Source organism: Amycolatopsis sp. NPDC049868, from assembly GCF_044461365.1.
Lineage (GTDB): Bacteria > Actinomycetota > Actinomycetes > Mycobacteriales > Pseudonocardiaceae > Amycolatopsis.
Window position 1 is genome coordinate 444,098 of record NZ_JBITKV010000001.1, and the last position, 23,175, is coordinate 467,272.

Annotated in this window: 18 protein-coding genes and 1 tRNA gene; 12 read left to right on the top strand and 7 right to left on the bottom strand. The window is 67.2% G+C overall.

Features of this window, described 5'->3' with window-relative positions:
* Positions 1-374: 374 nt before the first annotated feature.
* Genes thrB through argS form a run of 5 tightly spaced genes read right to left on the bottom strand, consistent with a single transcriptional unit; the run spans position 375 to position 6,720 of the window.
* Positions 375-1,256, bottom strand: a complete 882-nt coding sequence (gene thrB, locus ACIBTM_RS02305; protein ID WP_395874736.1) for a homoserine kinase — start codon at positions 1,254-1,256, stop codon at positions 375-377.
* Positions 1,253-2,314, bottom strand: a complete 1,062-nt coding sequence (thrC, locus tag ACIBTM_RS02310; protein ID WP_038508901.1) for a threonine synthase — start codon at positions 2,312-2,314, stop codon at positions 1,253-1,255. The genes thrB and thrC overlap by 4 nt, the downstream gene beginning before the upstream one ends.
* Entirely contained in the window at positions 2,311-3,621 is a 1,311-nt protein-coding gene (locus ACIBTM_RS02315) for a homoserine dehydrogenase (protein WP_395874738.1), read from the bottom strand. Before ACIBTM_RS02315 ends, thrC begins: the two co-directional genes overlap by 4 nt.
* A gap of 3 nt (positions 3,622-3,624) precedes the next feature.
* Positions 3,625-5,058 carry a diaminopimelate decarboxylase gene (gene lysA, locus ACIBTM_RS02320; protein ID WP_395874740.1) on the bottom strand — a complete coding sequence of 478 codons (1,434 nt, stop codon included), beginning with the start codon at positions 5,056-5,058 and terminating at the stop codon, positions 3,625-3,627.
* A 6-nt stretch (positions 5,059-5,064) separates the two neighbouring features.
* Positions 5,065-6,720 carry an arginine--tRNA ligase gene (argS, locus tag ACIBTM_RS02325; protein ID WP_395874743.1) on the bottom strand — a complete coding sequence of 552 codons (1,656 nt, stop codon included), beginning with the start codon at positions 6,718-6,720 and terminating at the stop codon, positions 5,065-5,067.
* 203 nt (positions 6,721-6,923) lie between these two features.
* Between argS and ACIBTM_RS02330 the strand changes: the two genes are divergently transcribed.
* The 3 genes from ACIBTM_RS02330 (at position 6,924) to ACIBTM_RS02340 (ending at position 9,314) form a co-directional block, all read left to right on the top strand.
* Positions 6,924-7,709 carry a DUF3105 domain-containing protein gene (locus ACIBTM_RS02330; RefSeq protein ID WP_395875772.1) on the top strand — a complete coding sequence of 262 codons (786 nt, stop codon included), beginning with the start codon at positions 6,924-6,926 and terminating at the stop codon, positions 7,707-7,709.
* Between the two features lie 5 nt (positions 7,710-7,714).
* On the top strand, positions 7,715-8,434 hold the full coding sequence (locus ACIBTM_RS02335) for a DUF305 domain-containing protein (RefSeq protein ID WP_395874745.1): 720 nt from the start codon (positions 7,715-7,717) through the stop codon (positions 8,432-8,434).
* Positions 8,435-9,005: 571 nt separating this feature from the next.
* Positions 9,006-9,314 carry a hypothetical protein gene (locus ACIBTM_RS02340; protein WP_395874747.1) on the top strand — a complete coding sequence of 103 codons (309 nt, stop codon included), beginning with the start codon at positions 9,006-9,008 and terminating at the stop codon, positions 9,312-9,314.
* A 110-nt stretch (positions 9,315-9,424) separates the two neighbouring features.
* Here the strand turns inward: ACIBTM_RS02340 and ACIBTM_RS02345 are convergent, their stop codons facing one another.
* Complete coding sequence (locus tag ACIBTM_RS02345) at positions 9,425-10,342, bottom strand: cation diffusion facilitator family transporter (protein WP_395874749.1); 918 nt, start codon at positions 10,340-10,342, stop codon at positions 9,425-9,427.
* A 150-nt stretch (positions 10,343-10,492) separates the two neighbouring features.
* Positions 10,493-11,644 carry an epoxide hydrolase family protein gene (locus tag ACIBTM_RS02350; protein WP_395874751.1) on the bottom strand — a complete coding sequence of 384 codons (1,152 nt, stop codon included), beginning with the start codon at positions 11,642-11,644 and terminating at the stop codon, positions 10,493-10,495.
* Positions 11,645-11,662: 18 nt separating this feature from the next.
* On the opposite strand from ACIBTM_RS02350, the gene ACIBTM_RS02355 reads away from it, so the two are divergent.
* The 9 genes from ACIBTM_RS02355 to ACIBTM_RS02395 all read left to right on the top strand — a co-directional run bounded on the left by ACIBTM_RS02355 (position 11,663) and on the right by ACIBTM_RS02395 (position 22,856).
* Complete coding sequence (locus tag ACIBTM_RS02355) at positions 11,663-12,100, top strand: MarR family winged helix-turn-helix transcriptional regulator (RefSeq protein WP_395874753.1); 438 nt, start codon at positions 11,663-11,665, stop codon at positions 12,098-12,100.
* A gap of 65 nt (positions 12,101-12,165) precedes the next feature.
* Positions 12,166-12,238 (top strand) — tRNA-Arg (locus ACIBTM_RS02360).
* 1,099 nt (positions 12,239-13,337) lie between these two features.
* Positions 13,338-13,790, top strand: coding sequence for a GntR family transcriptional regulator (locus ACIBTM_RS02365; RefSeq protein ID WP_395875773.1), 453 nt, complete (start codon positions 13,338-13,340; stop codon positions 13,788-13,790).
* A 217-nt stretch (positions 13,791-14,007) separates the two neighbouring features.
* The gene (locus tag ACIBTM_RS02370; RefSeq protein ID WP_395874755.1) at positions 14,008-14,616 is read left to right on the top strand and encodes a hypothetical protein; all 609 of its coding nucleotides are present in this window, start codon (positions 14,008-14,010) and stop codon (positions 14,614-14,616) included.
* A 250-nt stretch (positions 14,617-14,866) separates the two neighbouring features.
* Positions 14,867-16,777 (top strand): hypothetical protein, encoded by a 1,911-nt coding sequence (locus ACIBTM_RS02375; RefSeq protein ID WP_395874757.1) that lies wholly within the window; start codon positions 14,867-14,869, stop codon positions 16,775-16,777.
* Between the two features lie 331 nt (positions 16,778-17,108).
* A complete protein-coding gene (locus ACIBTM_RS02380; RefSeq protein WP_395874759.1) occupies positions 17,109-18,053 on the top strand; it encodes an RNA-binding protein in 945 nt (314 codons plus the stop codon).
* Positions 18,054-18,274: 221 nt separating this feature from the next.
* The gene (locus tag ACIBTM_RS02385) at positions 18,275-19,447 is read left to right on the top strand and encodes a pentapeptide repeat-containing protein (RefSeq protein ID WP_395874761.1); all 1,173 of its coding nucleotides are present in this window, start codon (positions 18,275-18,277) and stop codon (positions 19,445-19,447) included.
* Between the two features lie 236 nt (positions 19,448-19,683).
* The gene (locus ACIBTM_RS02390; protein WP_395874763.1) at positions 19,684-20,094 is read left to right on the top strand and encodes a hypothetical protein; all 411 of its coding nucleotides are present in this window, start codon (positions 19,684-19,686) and stop codon (positions 20,092-20,094) included.
* An 11-nt stretch (positions 20,095-20,105) separates the two neighbouring features.
* Entirely contained in the window at positions 20,106-22,856 is a 2,751-nt protein-coding gene (locus ACIBTM_RS02395) for a tetratricopeptide repeat protein (RefSeq protein ID WP_395874765.1), read from the top strand.
* Positions 22,857-23,175 lie beyond the last annotated feature (319 nt).

Here is a 23,175-nt window from a genome sequence, read left to right on the forward strand (position 1 = left end):
CCGCCGCTCGCGTCCGATTGCGAAACGGCGTAATTGGCCCCCGATACGGGCGATCAGCTCCTCGGCCGTGTTGAACACAGCTAGAAGGCCTCCAGCACAGGGATTTGCGTCCTCCAAACGGAGGAAGCCGAATTCGGCACCGCCGGAACCGGGAACCCGCCTGCGTCCATCCGCTACTCCCCGCTTGCCAGGCGGTGTACGGAACTGGCGGATCAACGAAGGATGCGGGCCAAGGATGACACTGGTCACCTGGACCGGCACCGGGTGCGGAAACGCACGGTGATCGAACGCCCCCGAGGGTAGACCGCGCCACGGTCCGGTGCAACAACCACCCCCCGCGTGGCGGGGCGAGGCTCCGGCATGTGACCGAGGCTTTACTGAGCCGCAACCTGAACGCCGCCCGGATCGATCGGCAGCTCGGTGACGTCGAAAGACGTAACGTCGACGCCGGCCGGGAGTATTCCCTCGGTGGTCAGTGCGAGCACGGTCGGTCCGGCTCCGGAGATGGCCGCGGCCACCCCTTCCGCCCGCAGCGCGCGCACCAATTCGCTGCTCGCCGGGTACGCGGACGCCCGGTAATGCTGGTGAAGCCGATCTTCGGTCGCGGAGAGCAACAGGTCCGGACGCGCGGTCAGCGCGTGCACCGCGAGCGCCGCGCGACCGGCCGTGAACGCCGCGTCGGCGTGCGGGACCCGGTCGGGAAGCAGCCCGCGGGTGGCGTCGGTCGAAGACCTCAGCGCCGGGACGGCGACCACGGGCCGGATGTCGTGATGCGGCTGGAGCCGTTCGGCGCGGAACCGCTCGCCCTCGTTCCACGCCACCACGAAGCCGCCCAGCAGGCTCGCCGCGGCGTTGTCGGCGTGTCCTTCGAACCCGGCGGCCAGCTGCAGGGCGTCGTCGTCCAGCGGCTTCTCGGCCAGCGCGTACGCCGCCGCGACGCCGGTCACCACAGCGGACGCGGACGAGCCGAGGCCGCGGGCGTGCGGGATGGCGTTGAAACAACGCAGGTGCAGGCCAGGCGGCTGGAGACCGAGGTGCTCGCAACCGCGCCGGAAAGCCCGGACGACCAGGTGTGATTCGTCGGTCGGGACGTCGTCCACGCCGCCCGCGCCGACGTCGGTCACCTCGATCTTGAGCCCGGCGTCGGTGATCTGGAGCTCGACCCGGTCGTACAGGGCGAGCGCCAGGCCGAGCGCGTCGAACCCCGGGCCGAGGTTCGCCGAAGACGCCGGGACCTTGATCTTGAGCAGCGTCATCGCAGGTCCAGCGCGGCGGCGACGGCGGTCGGGTCGACGGCGAGCGGCTCGACCTCGACGTTGCCCTCCAGCGCCGTGGCCGGATCCTTCAGACCGTGCCCGGTGACGGTGCACACAACGGTCGAGCCCTTCGGCAGGCGGCCGTCGGCGGCCGTGGCGAGCAGGCCCGCGACGCTGGTCGCCGAGGCGGGCTCGACGAACACGCCTTCCTTGCGGGCCAGCAGCCGGTACGCCTCGAGGATCTTCTCGTCGGTGATCGCCTCGAACAGCCCTGCGGAAGCGTTTTTCGCCTTCATCGCGCCGTCCCAGGACGCGGGGCTGCCGATGCGGATCGCGGTCGCGATCGTGTCCGGATCGGCCACCGGCTCGCCGTGCACCAGCGGCGCGGCACCCGCCGCCTGGAAACCGAACATCCGCGGGGTGTTCTTCACCACACCGTCACCCGCGTACTCGGAATATCCGGCCCAGTAGGCGGTGATGTTGCCGGCGTTGCCGACCGGCAGGCAGTGGATGTCCGGCGCCCGGCCGAGCACGTCGCAGATCTCGAACGCGGCCGACTTCTGGCCGGCGATGCGCACCGGGTTGACCGAGTTGACCAAGGTCACCGGGTAGTCGATCGCGGTCTTCTGCGCCAGTTCGAGGCAGTCGTCGAAGTTGCCGTCCACCTGCAGGATCCGCGCGCCGTGCAGTACGGCCTGGGCGAGTTTGCCCATCGCGATCTTGCCCTGCGGGACGAGCACCGCGCAGGTGAGCCCGGCGCGGGCCGCGTACGCCGCGGCCGACGCCGACGTGTTGCCGGTGGAGGCGCAGATGACCGCCTTGAGGCCGCTGGCGAGCGCGTGCGTGATGGCCACGGTCATCCCGCGGTCCTTGAACGACCCGGTCGGGTTCGCGCCTTCGACCTTGAGGTGGACCTCGCAGCCGGTCAGTTCCGAGAGGTGCGGGGCGGGCAGCAGCGGGGTGTTGCCTTCGCCGAGCGTGATCACCTTCGCACCGGACGGGACCGGGATCCGGTCGGGATAAGCCTGGATGATTCCTGGCCATGGTTGGGGAATCACTGGTCTTCGCCTTCCACACGCATCACACTGACGACCTGGTTCACCACATCGAGTTTGGCAATGTCGTCCACAGTGGACCGCAATGCCGCGTCCGGCGCCAGGTGGGTGACCACGACCAGGCTGGCCGTGTCGTTCGCGTCGCGCTGGCGCACGGCGGCGATGCTGACACCGTGCCCGGCGAACGCCTGGGCCACCTGGGCGAGGACGCCCGCTCGATCGGCCACGTCGAGACTGACGTGGTACCGCGTCGGCGTCTGGCCCATCGGCCTGACCGGGAGCGCGGCGTGCGCGGATTCGCGCGGGCCGCGGCCGCCGACGACCCGGTTTCGAGCCACCGCGACGAGGTCGCCGAGCACGGCACTCGCGGTCGGCGCGCCACCGGCGCCCTGACCGTAGAACATGAGCTCACCGGCGGCGTCGGCCTCGACGTAGACGGCGTTGTACGCGCCGCCGACCCCGGCGAGCTGGTGGCCGCGCGGGATCATCACCGGATGCACGCGCGCCGAAACGGATTCGGTGCCGTCGTCGGCGGTGACGCGCTCGCAGATGGCGAGCAGTTTCACCGTGCGGCCCAGTGCGTTCGCCGCGGCGAGATCCGACGCGGTGACGTCGGCGATGCCTTCCCGGTGCACGTCGGACGCGGTCACCCGGGTGTGGAACGCGAGCGAGGCGAGGATCGCGGCCTTGGACGCCGCGTCGTAGCCGTCGACGTCGGCCGTCGGGTCCGCCTCGGCGTATCCGAGCCTGCTGGCCTCTTCCAGGGTTTCCGCGTAGCCGGCGCCGGTGGAGTCCATCGCGGAGAGGATGTAGTTGGTGGTGCCGTTGACGATGCCCATCACGCGGGTGATGCGGTCACCGGCCATCGATTCGCGCAGCGGGCGCAGCAGCGGGATCGCCCCGGCCACGGCCGCTTCGAAGTACAGGTCGACACCCGCCGCGTCGGCGGCCTCGAACAGCTCCGCGGAATGTTCCGCCAGAAGCGCTTTGTTCGCCGTGACAACGGATTTCCCGGCCTTGAGCGCGTCGAGCAGCCACTGCCGCACCGGCTCGATACCGCCGACCAGTTCGACGACGACGTCGACGTCCGGGGAGGTCACGAGCTTCGTCACGTCGGACGTCACCAGCTCCGGCGGCAGCTCGGGGTGCTTGTCGGGGCGCCGCACCGCGATACCCGCCAGCTCCACCTTGGCGCCCGCCCTGGCGGCGAGCTCCTCGGCCTGCTCGGTGAGCAGCCGGACCACCTCGCCGCCGACCGTCCCGCAGCCCAGCAGGGCGACCCTGATCACGCGTCCGTCTACAGTAGACACTTGCTAGACCTCCAGGCGCAGCATGTCGTCCGTCGTCTCCCGCCGCAGCAGCACGCGGGCGCTGCCGTTGCGCACGGCCACCACCGCGGGCCGCGGCTGCCGGTTGTACCCGCTGGCCATCGAGTAGCAGTACGCCCCGGTGGCCGCCACGGCGAGCAGGTCGCCGGGAGCAAGGGTGTCGGGGAGCCAGCAGTCACGGACGACGATGTCGCCGGACTCACAGTGTTTTCCCACGACCCGGGACAGCGCGGCGCTCGCCTGGCCGTCCCCGTCGTCGTCGGCCGACCGGGATACGAGACGGCAGTCGTACACCGCGTCGTAGAGGGCGGTGCGGATGTTGTCGCTCATCCCGCCGTCGACGCTGACGTAGCGCCGCGCGGCCTTGTCACCGAGCGAGACGTCCTTGATGGTGCCGACCTCGTACAGCGTGATCGTGCCGGGACCGGCGATGGCGCGGCCGGGCTCGCCGGCGATCTTCGGCACCGGAAGGCCCGCGTACTCGCATTCCTTGCGGACGATCTCGCGGATCTGCGTGATCATCTGCGCGGGCGGGGGCGGGTTGTCCTTGTCGGTGTAGGCGATACCGAAACCACCGCCGAGGTCGACGATCGAAAGCTGGTCGAGCAGATCGGAGCCGTGCTCCTTGGCGAGCTCGGCCAGCAGGCCGACCACGCGGCGGGCCGCGACCTCGAAACCGTCGGCGTCGAAGATCTGCGAACCGATGTGGCTGTGCAGGCCGATCAGCTTGAGCGACGGCGAGTTGAGCACGCGGCGCACGGCCTCGGCCGCGTCACCGGAGGCCAGCGAGAAACCGAACTTCTGGTCCTCGTGCGCGGTCGCGATGAATTCGTGCGTATGCGCCTCGACGCCGACGGTCACCCGGATGAGGACGTTCTGCACGACGTCGTGCCGCGCGGCGACATCGGCCAGCCGCGCGATCTCGTAGTAGGAGTCGACCACGACCGTGCCGACACCCGCTTCGACAGCGGCGTCCAGTTCGGACAGCGACTTGTTGTTGCCGTGGAAGGTGATCCGCTCGGCCGGGAAGTTCGCGCGCTGCGCCACGGCGAGTTCGCCGCCACTGCAGACGTCCAGGCTCAGCCCCTGCTCGGCCACCCAGCGGGCGATCTCGATGGACAGGAACGCCTTGGACGCGTAGTGCACGAGCGCCGGGTCGTCGAACGCCTCGGCGTAGTCGGCGCACCGGGATTTGAAGTCGGCCTCGTCGACCACGAACAGCGGCGTGCCGTACTTCTCGGCGAGTTCGCGGACGTCGACGCCGGCGATGCGGACGACGCCGTCACCACCGCGGAAAGTGTTGCGGGGCCAGACTTTCGGGTACAGCCTGTCGAGTTCTTCGGGACTCGACGGCGGGAAACCGGAGGCGTCGGCGTGAGGGTAGACGTCGGCGTGGCGGGGGCCCGCGGGGTGAGCCATTTGCTTTTACATCCGTTCCGGAGCAGAGACACCGAGCACGTTGAGGCCGTTCGCCAGCACCTGGCGGGCGGCCTGGCAGAGCGCGAGCCGGGCGAACGTGAGGGGGGTGGCCTCCTCGTCGCCCTGGGGAAGAACACGGCCGACCGTGTAGAACTTGTGGTACGCGCCGGCGAGTTCTTCGAGGTACCGGGCGACGCGGTGCGGTTCGCGCAGCTGTGCGGCCCGGCGGAGGACGGTCGGGAATTCGCCGATCGTGCGGATCAGATCGCCCTCGGCGGGCAGCGTAAGCAGTCCGAAGTCGACAGCGCCATCCGATTTCAGGCCGAGGTCGGCGGCGTTGCGCTGCAACGAGGCCAGCCGCGCGTGGGCGTACTGGACGTAGTAGACCGGGTTGTCGTTGGAATGCTTGCGCAGCAGGTCGAGGTCGATGTCCAAAGTGGAATCCACCGAGTAGCGGATCAGCTCGTAGCGGGCCGCGTCGACGCCGACGGTGCCGACGAGGTCCTCCATGGTGATCACCGTGCCGGCGCGTTTGCTCATCCGGACGGGTTTGCCCTCGGAGACCAGGTTGACCATCTGGCCGATCAGCACCTCGACCACGGCCGGGTCGTCGCCGAAGGCGGCCGCGGCGGCCTTAAGCCGGGCGATGTAGCCGTGGTGGTCCGCGCCGAGCATGTAGATGCAGAGGTCGAAGCCGCGTTTGCGCTTGTCCTGGAAGTAGGCGAGGTCACCGGCGATGTAGGCCGGGTTGCCGTCCTTCTTGATGACGACGCGGTCCTTGTCGTCGCCGTGTTCCTTGGACTTGAGCCACCAGGCGCCGTCTTCGAAGTACAGGTTCCCGGAGTCCTTCAGCTGCTGGACCGAGGACGCCACGGCGCCGGACTCGTGCAGCGAGTTCTCGTGGAAGTAGACGTCGAAATCGGTGCCGAAGTCGTGCAGGCTCTGCTTGATCTCGGTGAACATCAGCTCGATGCCGACCCGGCGGAAGGTCTCGGCCCGCTCGTCGTCGGGCAGCGAGAGCGCGCTCGGCTCCTGGCGGATGACCTCGGCGGCGATGTCGTTGATGTAGCCGCCCGCGTAACCGTCCTCGGGAGCGGGCTCGCCCTTGGCGGCGGCGATCAGGGACCGGACGAAGCGGTCGATCTGCGCGCCGTGGTCGTTGAAGTAGTACTCCCGGGTGACCTGGCCGCCCTGCGCGGACAGCACGCGGCCCAGCGCGTCGCCCACCGCCGCCCAGCGGGTGCCGCCGAGGTGGATCGGGCCGGTCGGGTTCGCCGAAACGAACTCGAGGTTGATCTTGACGCCCGCCAGCGCGTCGCCGAGGCCGTACTTCTCGCCGGCGTCGAGCACCTGCTGGACGATCTGGCCCTGCGCGTCGGCGGCGAGCCGCAGGTTGAGGAAGCCCGGGCCGGCGACCTCGGCCGATTCGATGCCGTCGGTGGCCGAGAGCGCCTCGGCCAGCGCGTCGGCGAAGTCGCGGGGCTTCATACCCGCCTTCTTGGCCACCTGCAGCGCCAGGTTGGTCGCGTAATCGCCGTGCTCGGGATTGCGGGGACGCTCGATCGTCACCTTCTCCGGCAGCACGGAATCGTCGAGGCCGCGCGCGGTGAGAACCTGCACGGCGGAGTTACGGACCAGGTCGGCGAGAGCTGCGGGAGTCACTCGCGGAATTCTAGGTGTGACCTGGTCCGGGCTTCGCAGCGACCGCCGGAAGGTGTGAGCCAAGCCGGTGATCTTCCAGCTGTTCACGGTGATCAGACGCGCGGTCTCTACACTGGCCCGCGCAGGGACCACCCCCTTTGGAGAACGCAGGAGCCATGGCTAACGGGACAACCAGAAAAAAGGGCGCGTCGTCGAAGAACGCCATGAAGGCCGCCCGTAGTTCCGTCGTGTCCAAGAAAGGCACGCCCTGGGGCACGATCATCGCGGTCGTCGCGATCGTCGCCCTGGCTGCCTCGGTGGTCACCTACTACATGATCGCCTCGGCGCCGAAGCGCGACCAGAAGACCCGTGAAGAGGCCGCTGCCGCCTTCGCGCCTTCTCAGCAGGACCCGGACCCCTCCAAGCGGATCCCGGGGGTCGTCACCGCGACCTATTCCGCGGGCGCGCACGTCAGGGCGACAGAGCGGGTGGCCTACGACAAGACCCCGCCCTACGGCGGCCCGCACGACGACAGCTGGGCCTCCTGCAACGGCGTCGTCTATCCGAACGCGGTTCGCACCGAGAAGCTCGTCCACGGCCTCGAACACGGCGCCGTGTGGATCGCCTACAACCCGCAGCAGGTCAGCGGGGCCGCGCTGGACCTGCTCAAGGTCCGTGTCGAAGGCAAGCCGTACAGCATGATGTCGCCCTACCCTGGGCTCGACAAGCCGATCTCTCTGCAGTCGTGGGGCCACCAGCTGAAGCTGGACAACGCCGATGACCCGCGGATCGACCAGTTCATCGCGGCGCTGCGCAGCAACCCGAACGGCGTTTACCCGGAACTGGGCGCTTCCTGCGACTCCTCGATCGCTCCGGAGGACGAGCCGCCGTTCGACCCGGCTCCGCCCGGACCTGACGCCAAGCCCATGGACTACAAGGGCACTGCGGGCACCTCGCCCGACGCGCCTCAGCAGTCCCAGATCCCGCCGTCTGCGCCCGCCTCGAAGTGAGCCAGATGGACTCAGATCTCGACCACGTCGACGAGGCGGGGGAGGAAGCACCGTCCTCCCCTGCCCGCCGATGGCTGGTAGCGGGGGCCGCGCTCGTCGTCGTCCTCATCCTCGGCCTCGGCATCGGAGCGTTCCTCGTCCGCCTGATCGACAACGAACCAGCGGCCGTCACCCCCGCCGCCGGTTCGGTCGAAGTCGGGTTCGCCCAGGACATGTCGGTGCATCACCTCCAAGCGGTCACCATGGCGAACTGGGCGCGTGACCACTCGACCGACCGGCAGGTCGAACAGCTCGCGTTCGACATCCAGAGCACGCAGACAGAGCAGATCGGCAGAATGAAGGGCTGGCTCATGCTCTGGGACCAACCGGAGCAGGCCGCCGGAGCCCCCATGACCTGGATGACCGAGCCCATGGCCGGGCATTCCGGGCACGGGCAGGAGGCGACGGGGCCGTCCAACGGATCCCTTATGCCCGGTATGGCCACCACCGCCGAGCTGACCAAGCTGCGCTCGCTTCAGGGTAAGGACCTGGATGTCTTCTTTCTGCAGCTGATGCTCCGGCACCACCAGGGTGGGACGGCGATGGCGCAGTACGCGCAGGATCACTCCAGCCTGCCCGCGCTGAAGGCCTTGGTCACGAGCATCCTGGCCTCACAGGGCGCGGAAGCGGACCTGATCACGCGCATGCTCGCGACCCGGGGCGCCCAGCCTCTGCCGCCTCCCTGATCGCGAAATACGTGAAGGCCCCCTTCATTGCGTCTAGCGCGATGAAGGGGGCCTTCACGTATTTCGCGCCACCGGGGTAACCCTGGACGCCGTGACGCGGCGGCCTGAGGGCACCTGCGGCGGCACAGGGGTCGCGAGTGACGCGGTTCCACCTCCCCGAAATATATGAAGACCCCTTCTTTGCCACTCACGAGATCTTCACCTTTTCGGCCGATGCGGCCGACAATAAATCACCAGTAGTTTCGAACTGCACAAGGAACGAGGCATGGGGGGGCTCCGGTACGTTTGCCGGACCGGGAGATCGTGACCGTCCACCGAAACGGTCACAGCGAATACCGCCGGGGGGCGCGTGGGATTTTTTGTGCCATGAGCAGGTTCCGTCGACCAGGACACGGGTTGACCTGAGCTCTGCGTACGTACCCTTCGGCTCAATATTCCGGGATTTGTGACCACGTAACCGGCGGAATTTTGAACTCGCCGTCGCAATTAAGTTCAGCCAATTCACGAGTCCCCTTTCTCAGGCTTCTGAGTCGTTCCATGAAACAGTCCATGCAACCTGGAGGGGAATTCCTTGGAAACCAAGAAGCGAGCGAAGCAGGCGATCGCCGGGGCCGCCCTTGCCCTGGCCGCGGTCGCCGGCGGCACGGCGACCGCCTCGGCCGCGCCGGACACCGTGCTCACCGACTGCTTCGTCACCACCATCGGCGTACCCGCATACGACTATCCGAACCGCAACATCGTGGTGTGGGTCGGCCAGGGCCAGGGTCTTTTCCTGACCCAGTCGTCCGGCTACTGGCGCAAGGGCAACCTGTGGGGCGGTCAGTCCAATGTCTGGATCCACTCGAACTACCTGCGCATGGCCAACGGCGCGCCCTGCTGAAAGCCGTGAAACGGCCCAGCGCACCCGGAGGCTGAGCCGCCCCGGAGTGACACACTAGTGGCCCGGTCGTGAGTGTTCAGGAGATGCCTCCTGAACACTCACGACACGCGCTACCAGGAGAGTTCCCGGCAGCGCTGCGCGCACTGGGGCACTTCTATCTGCAGGGTCGCGTGCTCGATCGAGTAGCGGTTCGCCAGGAGGTTCTGCGCCTCGGTCAGCACCTCGGCCTGCTCGACGGTCGGCGCGATGGTGAGGTGCGCCGAAGCGACCTCCATGCCCGAGGTCAGCGTCCAGACGTGCAGGTCGTGAACGTCCTCGACGCCCTTCAGGCCCCCGAGCTCGGCCTGGATCCCGGCGACGTCGACCCCCTTGGGCGCGTGCTGGAACAGGATCCGTAGCGCGCGACGGGCGAGGGCGTAGGTGCGGGGCAGGACGAACAGGCCGATCGCGACACCGATGATCGGGTCGGCGTAGCGCCAGCCGGTCAGCAGCGTGATCGCGCCGCTCAGCAGCACCCCGACGGAGCCGATCAGGTCGGCGAGGACTTCGAGGTACGCGCCCCGGACGTTGATGCTCTCCTCCGCGCCCTTGCGCAGGATCATGAAGGAGACGATGTTGGCGACGAGGCCCGCGGCCGCGGCCAGCAGGACGGGCAGACCGGGCACGGCGGGCGGGTCGCTGATCCGGCCGATGGCCTCGACCAGGACGTAGCCCGCGACGCCGAACAGCAGGATGGCGTTGCCCAGCGCCGCGAGCACTTCGGCACGGTAGAACCCGAACGTCCTGGTGAGCGTCGGGCCACTGCGCCGGGCGAGCAGGATGGCCGCCAGCGCCATGCCGACACCGAGGACGTCGGTGAACATGTGCGCGGCGTCGGAGATCAGCGCGAGCGAGCCGGTGGCGAACCCGACGATGAACTCCATGACCATGAAGCCGGCGCCGATGACCAGCGCGATCGTCAAGCTCTTGAGGTAGCGGCCTGACGCGCTCGACGGCGAGGCCGTCCCATGCCCGTGCCCGTGACCCATTGCTCCGCCTCTCGTGAAGTCGACAGGCCGAATATATTGTCACATGCGCATATGTGCAATACAGGTGAGCCTAAGTTCACCATGTCTTAAGCCACACAAGGAAGCCATCCCCCAGGAGGGCCTTCCCGAAACTTGGACCGCCACGCACCGCTACCGAAGCGACCGGAAGAACCCCCGCAACTGGCCGACGAAGGCCTCGGGCTGCTCGAACGCGGCGAAGTGACCGCCCTTGGCCAGCACCTCGTACCAGCGAAGATCGGTGTAGCGCAGCTCCGCCCAGCGCCGGGACGGCCGGACGATCTCGCGCGGGAAGATGGAGATACCCGAAGGAACTTCAACGGGCGAGACGTCCCGCTCCTTGTTCTCCCAGTAGATCCGCGCCGACGAGGTCGCCGTGCCGGTGAACCAGTAGACGGAGATCGCGTCGAGCATCTGCCGCCAGGACAGCGCGCTCTCCGGCGAACCGTCGTTGTCGGTCCACTCCCAGAACTTCTCGGCGATCCACGCGGCCTGCCCCGCCGGCGAGTCGGTGAGCCCGTAGCCGAGCGTCTGCGGACGCGTGGCCTGCTGCTGCGAGTAGGCGGACCCGACCGCGCGGAACCGCGCGAGATCGCCGATCGCCGCCTTCTCCTCCGCCGTCGGCTCACCCAGCACGTCCGCGTCGTACGGGACGCCCGCCATGTTCACGTGGACGCCGATCAGCCGCTCCGGCGCGATCTTGGCGAACATGTTCGCCACCCCGGAGCCCCAGTCTCCACCCTGTGCGACGTAGCGCTCGTAGCCGAGCCGCCCCATCAGCTCGTCCCAGGCCCGGGCGATGCGCTCGACGTTCCACCCCGTCGACGACGGTTTGTCACTCCAGCCGAACCCCGGCAGCGACGGCGCCACGACATGGAACGCGTCCGCGGGATCGCCCCCGTGCGCGGCGGGATCGGTCAGCGGCCCGAGCACGTCGAGGAACTCCACGACCGAACCCGGCCAGCCGTGCGTGAGCACGAGCGGCGTCGCGTCCGGCTCCGGCGAGCGAACGTGCAGGAAGTGGATACCGAGACCGTCCACAGTGGTCTTGAATCCCGGGAAAGCGTTGACCCGGGCGGCCAATCCGAAGTCGTACTCCTCCGCCCAGTACCGGCACAACTCCCGCGCGAACTCCAGCGGGACCCCCTGTTCCCAATCGTCGACAGTGGCCGGCTCGGGCCAGCGCGTCGCGCGCAGCCGAGTGCGCAGGTCTTCGACGGCGGATTCGGGGATCCGCACCTCGAACGGTTCGATCACCATGTCCTCCCAGTTCGTTGGTGCCACCAACGCTACGCTTCCCGGATGGACACCGCCCCCGTCCGGCTCCGGACCAAGGCCAGCTGGCTGGTCAACCAGGCCGCCACCGTGGCCCACCGGCTCGCCATGGACGAGTTCGCCCGCAGCGGCGCGCGCCGGTACCACTACGGGATCCTCGCGGCCCTCGACGAGGACGGCCCGTCCAGCCAGGCCACCCTGAGCCGCCGCACCGGCATCGACCGCAGCGACGTCGTCGCCGTCATCACCGAACTGGCCGGCGCGGGCTACGTCGACCGCGCCCCCGACCCGGCCGACGGCAGGCGCAACCTGATCAGCCTCACCGACACCGGCACCCGGCGCCTCGACCAGCTGGAAGGCCAGGTCAGAGACACCCAAGACAGGTTCCTCGCACCGCTGAACCCCGCCGAACGGGAGCAGCTCACCGGCCTGCTGGCGCGCCTGGTCGAGCACCACAACGGTTAACGACCACCACTCGCGAGGGGCCACTGGGACATGCGCTAAGCTTCCAACGTCGCCCAGGCGGCAACGCCCTCGTAGCTCAGGGGATAGAGCACTGCCCTCCGGAGGCAGGTGTCGCAGGTTCGAATCCTGCCGAGGGCACACTTCTGACCAGGCCAAATGCCGTCCACCAGTCTAGGCTGGACGGTTATGTGACAAGTAGCGTGGCAAGACCTCCGCGACAGTGAGTCGCGGTAATACTGTCCTCCGGCGCGGCCCCCGCGGCTCCATCAGCCGCCTCCCCAGCGGCTCACTCCGGGTGCGGGTCTACGTTGGCACCGGTCCGTTCACGCACCGCGCACACATGCTCAGCCAGACCATCCCCGCCGGACCGACCGCTCTCGATGATGCGGAGGCGGCAGCCCGGCGGCTGCTGACGCAGGTCCGCGAGCGCCGCGAACTCCGTACCGACGTCACCCTGACCGAACTACTCGCCAGTCACCTGGCCCTCTTGCACGCCAGTGGCACTACCCGGCACTCGTACCAGTGCATGGTCACCAAGCACGTGCAGCCGCTGCTGGGACACCTGCGGCTCTCCGCGATCAACCCGGAACTACTGGATCACTACTACTCCGAACTCCGCCGCTGCCGCGACCCCTGCCGGCGGCCCGCAGAAGAACCATCGCTGCCGACCGCTCGCCCCCGCCACGGTCCGCAAGATCCACTATCTGCTCAGCGGGGCCTATCACCGCGCCGTCCGCTGGGGCTGGATCGACCTCAGCCCCACCATGGATGCCGCGCCACCGCCCAAGGCGTATCTGGAACCCCAACCACCCACCCCGGCCGAGGCCGTCCAGATCATGGACGCCGCTGCGCGGCACCCTAACCTCGGTCCCCTGGTCTGGCTGGCCATGGTGACCGGCGCCCGCCGCGGCGAACTCTGCGCACTACGCTGGCGCCACTTCGACCCGGTCCACCGCGTCCTGGTCATCCGGGCCAGCATCGCCCAAGTCGGCACCACGACCTGGGAGAAGGACACCAAGCTGCACCAACGGCGTCACATTGCCCTCGACGCGGACACCACCGCCATGCTCGTGCGCTACCACCACGCCCAGCAGCACCGCGCCGCCTCGATCGGTGCCGCTCTTACACCAGACAGCTTCGTGTTCTCCGCCCGCGCCGACGGCGCCACCTGGCGCCAGCCGGACTCCCTCACCCGCCAGTATCGTCACCTGGTCACCGCCTCGGGATCCGCACCACCCTGCACAAACTGCGCCACTACTCGGCCACCGAACTCATCGCCGCCGGCGTCGACGTGCGTACAGTCGCCGGCCGACTCGGCCACTCCGACGGCGGCACCACCCTCGCCTACTACGCCGCCTGGGTCCGCGAAGCCGACCAACGCGCCAGCGACATCCTCATCTCCCGACTCCCCACACCCCGGCGTCCACTCGCTACCAAGCCCGACACTCGCACCACCACCCGCCGACCACGCTGCCCGTACGAAACGATCGCCGCCGAACTGCGCACCGCCATCACCGACGGCACTCTCACGCCCGACTCCGTTCTCCCCACCATCCAGGAACTCGCGACCATCCACCACGTTGCCCCCAGCACCGCCCACCGTGCGATAGCCCACCTCGCCCGCCAGCACCTCATCACCGTCACCCGAGGCTGCCGAGCCCGCGTCAACAAAGCAGTCCCGAGTACATGAGAAAGCCACCGATACCAACTGCCTAACCCGCCGAGCATCCACAATGAACTCACGCTGCGCCACTCACGCGTCGGCAGAACTCCTCACCATGACCACCGCCCGCCACCAGTTGCGTCGGCTAGAACGCCGCCCGATCCCGACTCGATCTACCCACGTAACACCCGCGCCTTGTCGAGCGACCTTTCCAGGCACCTCTGCCTGATCAAGGAGTTCCACAGTGCGCACCACTCGACTCATCGCCCTCGCCGGCACCGTCGCCGTACTCGCCACAACGGGTGCGTGCGGAACCCAGCCCGCGCCGACAACACCGGACGCCGCCGCACTCCCCAGCGCGTCGCCCCAGGCCGCCGCGCCGACCGACAACGCCCCCGCCGGGGCCAACGCTCAAGGCAGGGTGCCGAAGCAGTTAGGCGAGGCCGCAGGGTTCACGAGCCAGGACGGCACAACAAAAGTCGTCACATTCACAATCGACAAGATCACCGTCGACCCAAAGTGCGACCCATACATGAAGCCCGAGGCAGGAAAGCACACACTACTGCTGGACATCCGCGTCGCGACGAACCAACTCTCGCCAGAAGACGCGATCCAGCTAGGCGGGACGATCAACCCCTTCGCATTCCAAGTCGTCACACCGGACGGCGTCACGACCCCGGCCGAGCTCGGCATGTGCAAGAGCAGCAGCCTGAAGGCACTGCCTAACAACTGGGCGTCGAACTCGAAGTACACCGGCCAAATAGAGCTCCAGGTCGCAGCCAAGAACGGCGTACTCGCGCTGATCCCCGGCGGACTGACCAACGCCGGAGGCGGCTGGGAGTGGAAGTATTAGCCCTAGCATCCGATCGCGGATTCCGGTGAACCTACGAGCCACACCAAAGTGCTCACCCACAACATCTCTCGCTACATGCTGGGCCGCCTGAACTCCTCAACCTGGTGGCAGCAAGCAAGATCGAGGACAAACTACGGGCACCTCACTCTTCCCCGCTTAAACCTCTGCCGCAGAGACACAACCGGCGGCGTCACGGTCAATACATGACGCTCCAGCAGCCGTACTTGATCCGCAGATAGGGCGACCATCCATGGTGATCGACTACAATGTCAGCGACCATTGGTCGGAGGACGATCCTGACTGGTTGATGTCTTTGGTGTCGTCTCTCGATCGGAACCGCGGCGTCAGCACCGTCCTGCCTCTCACGGTCATCGTCGAGGAGATCGCCGAGTGGGTCGAACTCGCCAGCGGCACCGACGCCTGGCGGAAAGCGGCCAACCGAGACTCGCTCCAATACGATCTCGACGAGTCGATAGGTGCAGTCGGTTCATCGCTTCGTGCGCACATCGCTGGCCTGCTCGCCGCCTTCCAGGCAGCCTTTGCGGACCTCACCCATAGCTCTTCGGCGGTCCTCAGCCAGCCACCTGGAACTCGCGTCGCCGCCGTCTGGACGGAAGCGCTCTCGGCCGCCCGCAGCCTGTTAAACGCTCTCGACTCGGACCAAGCCGTGCGCGCGAGCTGGGACGATCTGATCGCGACGGTCCAGGATCGAACCCTTTCCCGACGCGAGTACCGCCCGATCGCTGACCTGTTGTTCGATCAGGTGCAGCGACGAGGCCGCAGCGCAGAACAGACGTTCCGCGATCTAGTCTCGATCGTCGCGTACGGTCGAGACCCCGATGGGATTCCCACCGGCACGAAGGACGCACCGCTCGCAGAGCGGCTTGCGAACGCCCGCACCTTCGTCGGGAAACCCGCCACGGTCGAGCCGATCGCCGTCTGGCTCGGATACCAGGGTCGGATCCGTCTCCACCTCTCCGCAGGGCGCGTGTCGTTCATCGACGCGCATTGGGCAGTACCGAACGCAGAGCCAGGCGGGCAGGACTTCGAACACAAGGCAGAGCTCTGGGAGCTCATCCAGCACGGCGACATGTTCAAAGTCGCGAAGCTGGTGGATGAGGAGTCTGATGTCGATTTCCTGGTGCGCGTCGACCTCGGCAACACAACCGCCGCCGGTGCTGTCACGCGCGCCATCGACATCGTGAACACGATCCTGAACGTGGCGATCCACAACGAGGGCGGGATACGTCCACACCTCGCTCAGCACGGCCTTATTCGCTCGGGCAAGCCCGCCTCGTTTGGTTTCAGGGGTCCTGGGCGCGAGACCGGCCGTCCCGACGACCACTACGGAACACAGATCACCGCTGACGCGATCGAGGCGCACGGGCCGCGGGTTGCAGAGGCACTCGCCCGCGAGGAACTCCCCCGGTTCCTGGCTGCGGCCATCGAGGTGCAAACAACTGCCGATCAACCGTTCAGCCGTGACATGGCACTGCGCAAGCCATCTGAAGCCGACATTAGCAGCGTGATACCGCTCGCCGACCGCGTCGTACAGCACGTCGCAGCTCACGCGGCGATGACCCCGGACGACCTCTTCAACCTGTTGAAGGACCGCTGGCCACATGCCCGGTGGCTTACGGACCTTCAACGCGCGGCTGGGATGTGCCTGCTCCGCGGCGATCGACCCAACAAACTACGCAACGAGCTGATCGCGAAATGGTATTATGGCAATCCAAAGCAGCCGTGGATCCTGTTCCTCGCGGATCGAGCCGACGACTTTATCTCGCTATGCCGCCTCGAACACGAGCTCGCCTGGATCACGCGAATGTTCGCGAGCATCAGCGAGCACGCCAAATACAGCACCCTAATCGACGAGTACACAGCCGAGAGCAAAGTGCTCGAAGCACGCCGTCGCCGCGTCCGCAACGCGTTGGTCCACGGCAACCCCGCCAGCTTCACGGTGGTGCAATCCGTGCGCGACTACGCCGAGTTCCTGGGCGGCAGCACCCTCTCACTGGGACTCGAGTCCTACGTAGAAGGCACGCCGCCCGCCGCGGCATTGGCGACGAGAACGGACGAATTCATCGCCATGCAGGGCGGACGGGATGCCGCGAGCTACTGGCGCGCTCGCATCACGGAGGACGGATGGCCGGCCACCTAACTCAAGTCTGACCGTCCACGTTCTCAACGCCGAGCATCAGATGCATCTGCATCAGGAGTTACACCGCTCGCCCTCGACGCTGCTGCAATCCACAACAAGTCGACGTCCACTCGTCGGCAGAGGCGGACGTTCGCGGTGCACGACCAGCGGCATGACAGAACAGCCGTGGCGCTCGAAGGTGCCGATAGGAGCGAGCACGGAATCGCGGTTGGGTCGAGGTCGTGGATGGGGTCGACTCGGGGCCTTGCTTATCGGGTCGCTGTCGATGTTGTGGCCCGGCTACCGTGTCCGAGTCGATCATCCGAGCTTCCGAAGGACGACCCAGCCGATCATGAGCACTTCGTACGTCTACCGGATCACCAAGTACGACCCGGCCGATCGCGACGACCGGGGCACGTACCGCGGGTCCGAGGACGTGTCGAGCGACCATGGTCCGGTGGAGGCCGCCTACCTCGCCGCCGTGACGGCGTTCGCCGAAGACACCGGCGTGACCCTGCTGGCCATCCGCGACCCCGAGGTCACCGGATTCGTCCACTTCGGAGTGGAGCCGCCCGTCGACGGCCACGGACTGCGCGGGTTGTTCCCCTCCGACCTCACCGGCTACCACGACGGCGCGCAGATCACTGTGGACGTCGGACGTGAACTGGTGCGCGCCATGTTGCGCGACAACGGCGCGTGGTGCCGGCTTGAGGCCGAAGACCGGTTCTTCGTCCACATCGGATACGACCAGTACATGTACATCGGCAGCGACCGGCCGTGCGGACATGCGGTCGCTCTGACCAATGCGAACGGTTTGTTCGCCGAATCGGTGGACGGCTCGCCCTACGACCCGGATGACGACGAGCCGCACCAATCACGTCCGGCGGACGCGGCGTTCTGGGCCGAGGTGGCGGCACTCGTGGCGCAGCGCGGCGCGGTCCTGTTGGAAGAGCAGGTCGTCGGCAATCACTCCCGTTGGCATCGGCTCACCTCCGACACCGTGCCGCCCTTGGGTCCACGCGCCCTCCTGAACGTGTGGCCAGACCTGTACACCGACGCCCCGGCAGTGCTGCGCGCGATGCCGCCGGGCTTCGCCGGCTGGGCCGTCTTAGAGCAGCCGGACGGCCGCATCCACGGCTTCCACGCCGACAGCGAGGACCGAGTGGGCCTGGCCGAAGCGTTCGCGGGCGCACGCGCGGCGATCCTCCTGTCGCTCACCACCGACGATCACAACCCGCTGCTGGTGGCCGTGCGACCGGACGATGACGGAATCGTCCGTGCCCGTTGGCCCGGCTGAACCGCGGACGAACTAACCCGACGGTGAGCCAGGCTCTCACCGCGACCTCCGCAGCCACAACACACGGACCTTCTCACACCGGCATGAGCGGACAGCGGCGGGAACGCACCCCTCGCGGCATGACAGGACGTTTGGCGAGGTGTGGCTGCACTGGTTGATCCAGGCACGGAATTGCCTGTGGCAGGAGCTGTTGCGGCGTGCCCGATGGGCGATAATGAGACGTGACTGATGGGGTGGAACGAGTGCGGCACCGGCTTCCTGTTCTCAAGTGGTGGTGGGTAGCGGCTGCTGCTGCCACCGCAATTCTGCTGACGGGCGGGACGATTTGGTTGTTGCTGGTCGTCTTGGGCAAGCAAGCGAGCACTGAGCAAGCAAAAGCCCAGTTGGATGCGATCCGTACCGCGCTGACCGTCGGCGTGGGAACCGGTGGGGCGTTCGCTCTGTGGGTGGCCGCGCGCAGGCAGCGATCCACAGAGATTCAGCTGCACGAGAGTGCAAGAGCTGCTGTCGCCGTTGAACTCGACTCGCGTGAGCGGCGACTGACGGACCTCTACGTCCAAGCGGTGGAACAGATCGGGTCTGACAAGGCACCGGTCCGACTCGGCGGGCTCTACGCACTCGAACGGCTGGCGAGGGATGACATCGGTCGCCGCGCGGTTGTGATCAACGTGCTGTGTTCCTACCTGCGGATGCCCTATCTCGTCCCGGAGCAACTCAAGAACGGGCGATACCGGCTTCCTGCTGCTTCCGACGTGCGACAGCATGAGGAATGGCAGGTCCGGATCACCGTCCAGCACCTTCTCGCCGGCCTGCTCCGGGATCAACCGTACGACCTGGATCTCCGTGGAGCGACCCTGATTGAGTTCGACCTCAGGGAATGCGCGATCGGCAAGGCACTCTTTCAGGACGCCCAGTTCATCTCCACGCCGAAGTTCATGGACGCGACGTTTCACGACGAGGTGTGGTTCTTCGACACGTCGTTCGATATCGTCGCGCGCATGGAAGGTGCGACCTTCCTCGACCGGGCCATCTTCACCCGCTGCGTGTTCTATGAACTTCGCCTGCAGAACGCCACCTTCGCGGGCGGCGCGTACTTCACTCAGTCAATGTTCGCAGGCAAGGCGGACCTGTCACAGGCGACGTTCAAGTCAGGCATCGAGTTCGAGGACTGCGTGCTCGACATGGACCGCTACGCGGCTGCTGGGATGCGGGAGCACGGCTGGGAATCGCCCGAGATCGAACTCACCGGGGCCGTGGCGGATGTGCCATCGCTCGGTACCCCAGTGAAGTTGCCATCTGGCTGGCAACTCCAGGGATCGAGCATCGTTCGCGCGGCGACGCTTGAGCCGAAGCCATCCGGTGCGACGGTGAATGAGACGCCGCATCGTCGATGAGAGAGCGAGGCCTGCTTCAGGGAAGCAGTCGCCACGGGACGTGCCCCGTTACCATCCCGCGTTCACCGAAGCCCAGTTGAAGACGCTCGCTTCGGCACGCACACGCTCTCTCAAACGCCAGACCTGCGGCATGAGCGGACGTTGAGAATGTGGGTGGTCCGGTGTGTCTTGTAGCAGTCTGCTCGATCCGGTCGATACTGGTAGCTGACAGTCTGGGGCGGAGCGAGGGGTTTCGTGTGATCGAGTCGGTGGAGTTGGTGCTGGCAGCGTTGGCGGCTGGTGCTGCGGCGGGTGCTCGTGAGACGGCGTCGACGGCCGTCAAGGATGCGTATACCGGGGTGAAATCGTTGACTGTGCGGGTGCTGCGCCGCGCGGAGCCGGTGCCGGGCGAGGTTGTGGAGATGGTGGAAGCCGACGCGGTCACCCCGGCTGGGGATGAGAGCGGTGCCGCGGGGCGCCGTGAGCTCAGCGCTGCGCTGACCGCTGCGGGCGCCGGGGATGATGAGGAGCTGGTGGCGGCGGCGGTGAAGGTGCTGGAGCTGACTGACCCCGACGGAGCCCATGCGGGTAAGTACCGGGTTCTGCTGCACGGCAACAAGGGCGTGCAGGTGGGTGACCACAACACCCAGACCAACACATTCCACTGAACGGGCCCTCAATGCCCACCGACCAGTCGCCCCCGCACTCGGAACATCCCGACCCCGTCGGCTTAGTGCCGCCAGTGCACGCGGTGAACAACAGCCGCGGCGTGCAGGTCGGCGACAACAACATCCAGCACAACTACAGCACCGTCAGGCAGACTCCACTGCCCGCGATCGAGTCAGTGCCCCCGGTACCGGCTCTGTCCCGGGTCCCTCTGGATGCAGCCCTGTTCGTGGGCCGCTCCGATGAGCTGAACCGGCTCGACGAGGTGTTGTGCGAGGCCGGGCGAGCGACGGTGGTCGCGGTGCACGGTTTGGGCGGGGTGGGCAAGAGCACGCTGGCGGCCCGGTTCGCGCACCTGCACGCAGGCCGGTTCGGGTTCCGGTGGTGGATCACCGCGGACTCCCTCGCCGCCGTCGACGCCGGCCTCGCCGACCTCGCCGAAACCCTCCAGCCCGCGACCAGAACACTCCCCGTGGCGCAGCGCAGTGCACTGGGGGCCCGGTGGCTGGCAACCCATGAGGACTGGCTTTTGGTGCTGGACAACGTGACCAGCCCGCGGGATGTGGCAGGCCTGTTGGAGCGGGCGCGGAGCGGCACAGTGGTGATCACCAGTCGTCAGCGCTCGGGGTGGCGGACGGTGGAGACGGTGTCCCTGGACGTACTCGCCGAGGACGAGGCCGTGGCGTTACTGGCCCGGATCGTGCGGTCGGACTGGGCAGACGCAGACCTGACCGGCGCCGCGCAGTTGTGCAGGGAGCTGGGGTGGCTGCCGCTGGCGATCGAGCAGGCAGGCGCCTACCTGGCTCAAACCCGGACCAGCCCCGCCGCCTACCTCGAGTTGCTGGCGCGGTTTCCCGCGCGGATGTTCACCGCGACGGCGGAGGGCGGTGACGCACAGCGGACGATGGCGAGGGTCTGGCACGTCACTCTCGACCACCTGACCAGCACCCCGGCCGCGGGGCAGGTACTGAGGCAGCTGGCCTGGTTCGCCCCGGACGGAATCCCCCGGGGGCTGCTGGAAGGTGAAGTGGGGGAGCCGGAGCTGTCCGAGGCGCTGGGCCGCCTTGCCGCCTACAGCATGATCACCCTCACCGGAAACACCGTCGCCGTGCACCGCCTGGTTCAAGCAGTCACCCGCACACCCGACCCGACCGACCCACACCGCCAACCCCTTGACATCACTACCGCCCGCGACAGCACCGCGACCCTCCTGGCGAACGCCCTCCTCGAGCTGGATCCACACACACCCGAAGACTGGCCGGCCTATCGAATGGTCCTGCCCCATGCGCGGGCTCTGCTGGACCACGCCACGTCCGACACCGACACCACGCAGACCAGCCACCTGCTCAACCGGTTGGGTCGCTACCTTGCAGGGCAGGGCGACGTCGGCACCGCCATCAGCTACCACACCCGCGCCTGCGACAGCTTCCAACGCCTCAACGGACCCGACCACCCCAACACGGTGACCTCACACAACAACCTGGCGAGCGCCTACGAGTCGGCAGGTGATCTCGCGCGGGCGATCCCGCTGTTCGAGGCCACCCTCGCCGACAGCGAGCGGGTACTGGGCCCCGACCACCCCAGCACGCTGATCTCGCGCAACAACCTGGCGAGCGCCTACGAGTCGGCAGGTGATCTCACACGGGCGATCCCGCTGCTCGAAGCCACCCTCGCCGACAGCGAGCGGATACTGGGCCCCGACCACCCCGATACACTGATGTCGCGCAACAACCTGGCCTACGCCTACCGATCGGCGGGTGACCTTGGCCGGGCAATCCCACTGTACGAAGCCACCCTCACCGATCGAAAACGGGTACTGGGGCCTGACCACCCCGACACATTGATGTCGCGTAACAACCTGGGGAGCGCCTACGAATCGGCGGGTGATCTTGGCCGGGCAATTTCGCTGTTCGAAGCCACCCTCGCCGACAGCGAGCGGGTACTGGGGCCCGATCACCCCGATACACTGATGTCGCGCAACAACCTGGCCTACGCCTGCCGATCGGCAGGTGACCTTGGCCGGGCAATCCCACTGTACGAAGCCACCCTCACCGATCGAAAACGGGTACTGGGCCCCGACCACCCCCACACACTGACCTCGCGCAACAACCTGGCGAGCGCCTACGAATCGGCGGGTGACCTTGGCCGGGCAATCCCACTGTACGAAGCCACCCTCACCGATCGAAAACGGGTACTGGGCCCCGACCACCCCGACACATTGATGTCGCGTAACAACCTGGGGAGCGCCTACGAATCGGCGGGTGACCTTGGCCGGGCAATCCCACTGTACGAAGCCACCCTCACCGATCGGGAGCGAGTACTGGGATCCGACCACCCCCACACACTGACCTCGCGCAACAACCTTGCCTACGCCTACCAATCGGCAGATGACCTTGGCCGGGCAATCCCACTGTACGAAGCCACCCTCACCGACAGCCAACGTGTACTAGGCCCCGACCACCCCAACACGCTGACCTCGCGCAACAACCTGGCGAGCGCCTACCGATCGGCAGATGACCTTGGCCGGGCAATCCCACTGTACGAAGCCACCCTCACCGACAGCCAACGGGTACTAGGCCCCGACCACCCCGACACATTGATGTCGCGCAACAACCTGGCGAGCGCCTACTGGTCGGCGGGTGACCTTGGCCGGGCAATCCCACTGTACGAAGCCACCCTCACCGACAGCCAACGTGTACTAGGCCCCGACCACCCCACAACCGAGATCATCCGGTCGAACCTCGATAGCGTGCGATCGACCTAAAGTTGCATCACGCGGTCGTCACGGAACTGCCGACGGTAAACCGAGCGTGCATTCATCGGCACGAGAGCACGTGACCGATAGTCGCCACCAGACAGGGAGTTAGCCGGATGCCCGCATGTCCGACTGTCCAACGCGAGGTTACCTCCAGGCAGTGCCATGCCACCAGCTTCCGAAAGAGCTGAGCGTCCGGCTGCCAAGGAAATCCCGACCCCTCCCCCGCTTGAGTGATTTCCGCGAGCTAGTCAAGCCGAGTTTTCATGACATGGATCATGACATGAACCAGAGTGATCTGGTGGGATCTCTGAGGCCTATGCGGTTC

Bases quoted from the DNA above. Each gene is read 5' to 3' on its own strand.
- ACIBTM_RS02355 (WP_395874753.1), top strand. From the start codon at position 11,663: ATGGACACCGCCCCCGTCCGGCTCCGGACCAAGGCCAGCTGGCTGGTC.
- ACIBTM_RS02330 (WP_395875772.1), top strand. From the start codon at position 6,924: ATGAAGGCCGCCCGTAGTTCCGTCGTGTCCAAGAAAGGCACGCCCTGG.
- thrB (WP_395874736.1), bottom strand. From the start codon at position 1,256: ATGACGCTGCTCAAGATCAAGGTCCCGGCGTCTTCGGCGAACCTCGGC.
- lysA (WP_395874740.1), bottom strand. From the start codon at position 5,058: ATGGCTCACCCCGCGGGCCCCCGCCACGCCGACGTCTACCCTCACGCC.
- ACIBTM_RS02345 (WP_395874749.1), bottom strand. From the start codon at position 10,342: ATGGGTCACGGGCACGGGCATGGGACGGCCTCGCCGTCGAGCGCGTCA.
- ACIBTM_RS02395 (WP_395874765.1), top strand. From the start codon at position 20,106: ATGCCCACCGACCAGTCGCCCCCGCACTCGGAACATCCCGACCCCGTC.
- ACIBTM_RS02375 (WP_395874757.1), top strand. From the start codon at position 14,867: ATGGTGATCGACTACAATGTCAGCGACCATTGGTCGGAGGACGATCCT.
- ACIBTM_RS02335 (WP_395874745.1), top strand. From the start codon at position 7,715: ATGGACTCAGATCTCGACCACGTCGACGAGGCGGGGGAGGAAGCACCG.
- ACIBTM_RS02380 (WP_395874759.1), top strand. From the start codon at position 17,109: ATGAGCACTTCGTACGTCTACCGGATCACCAAGTACGACCCGGCCGAT.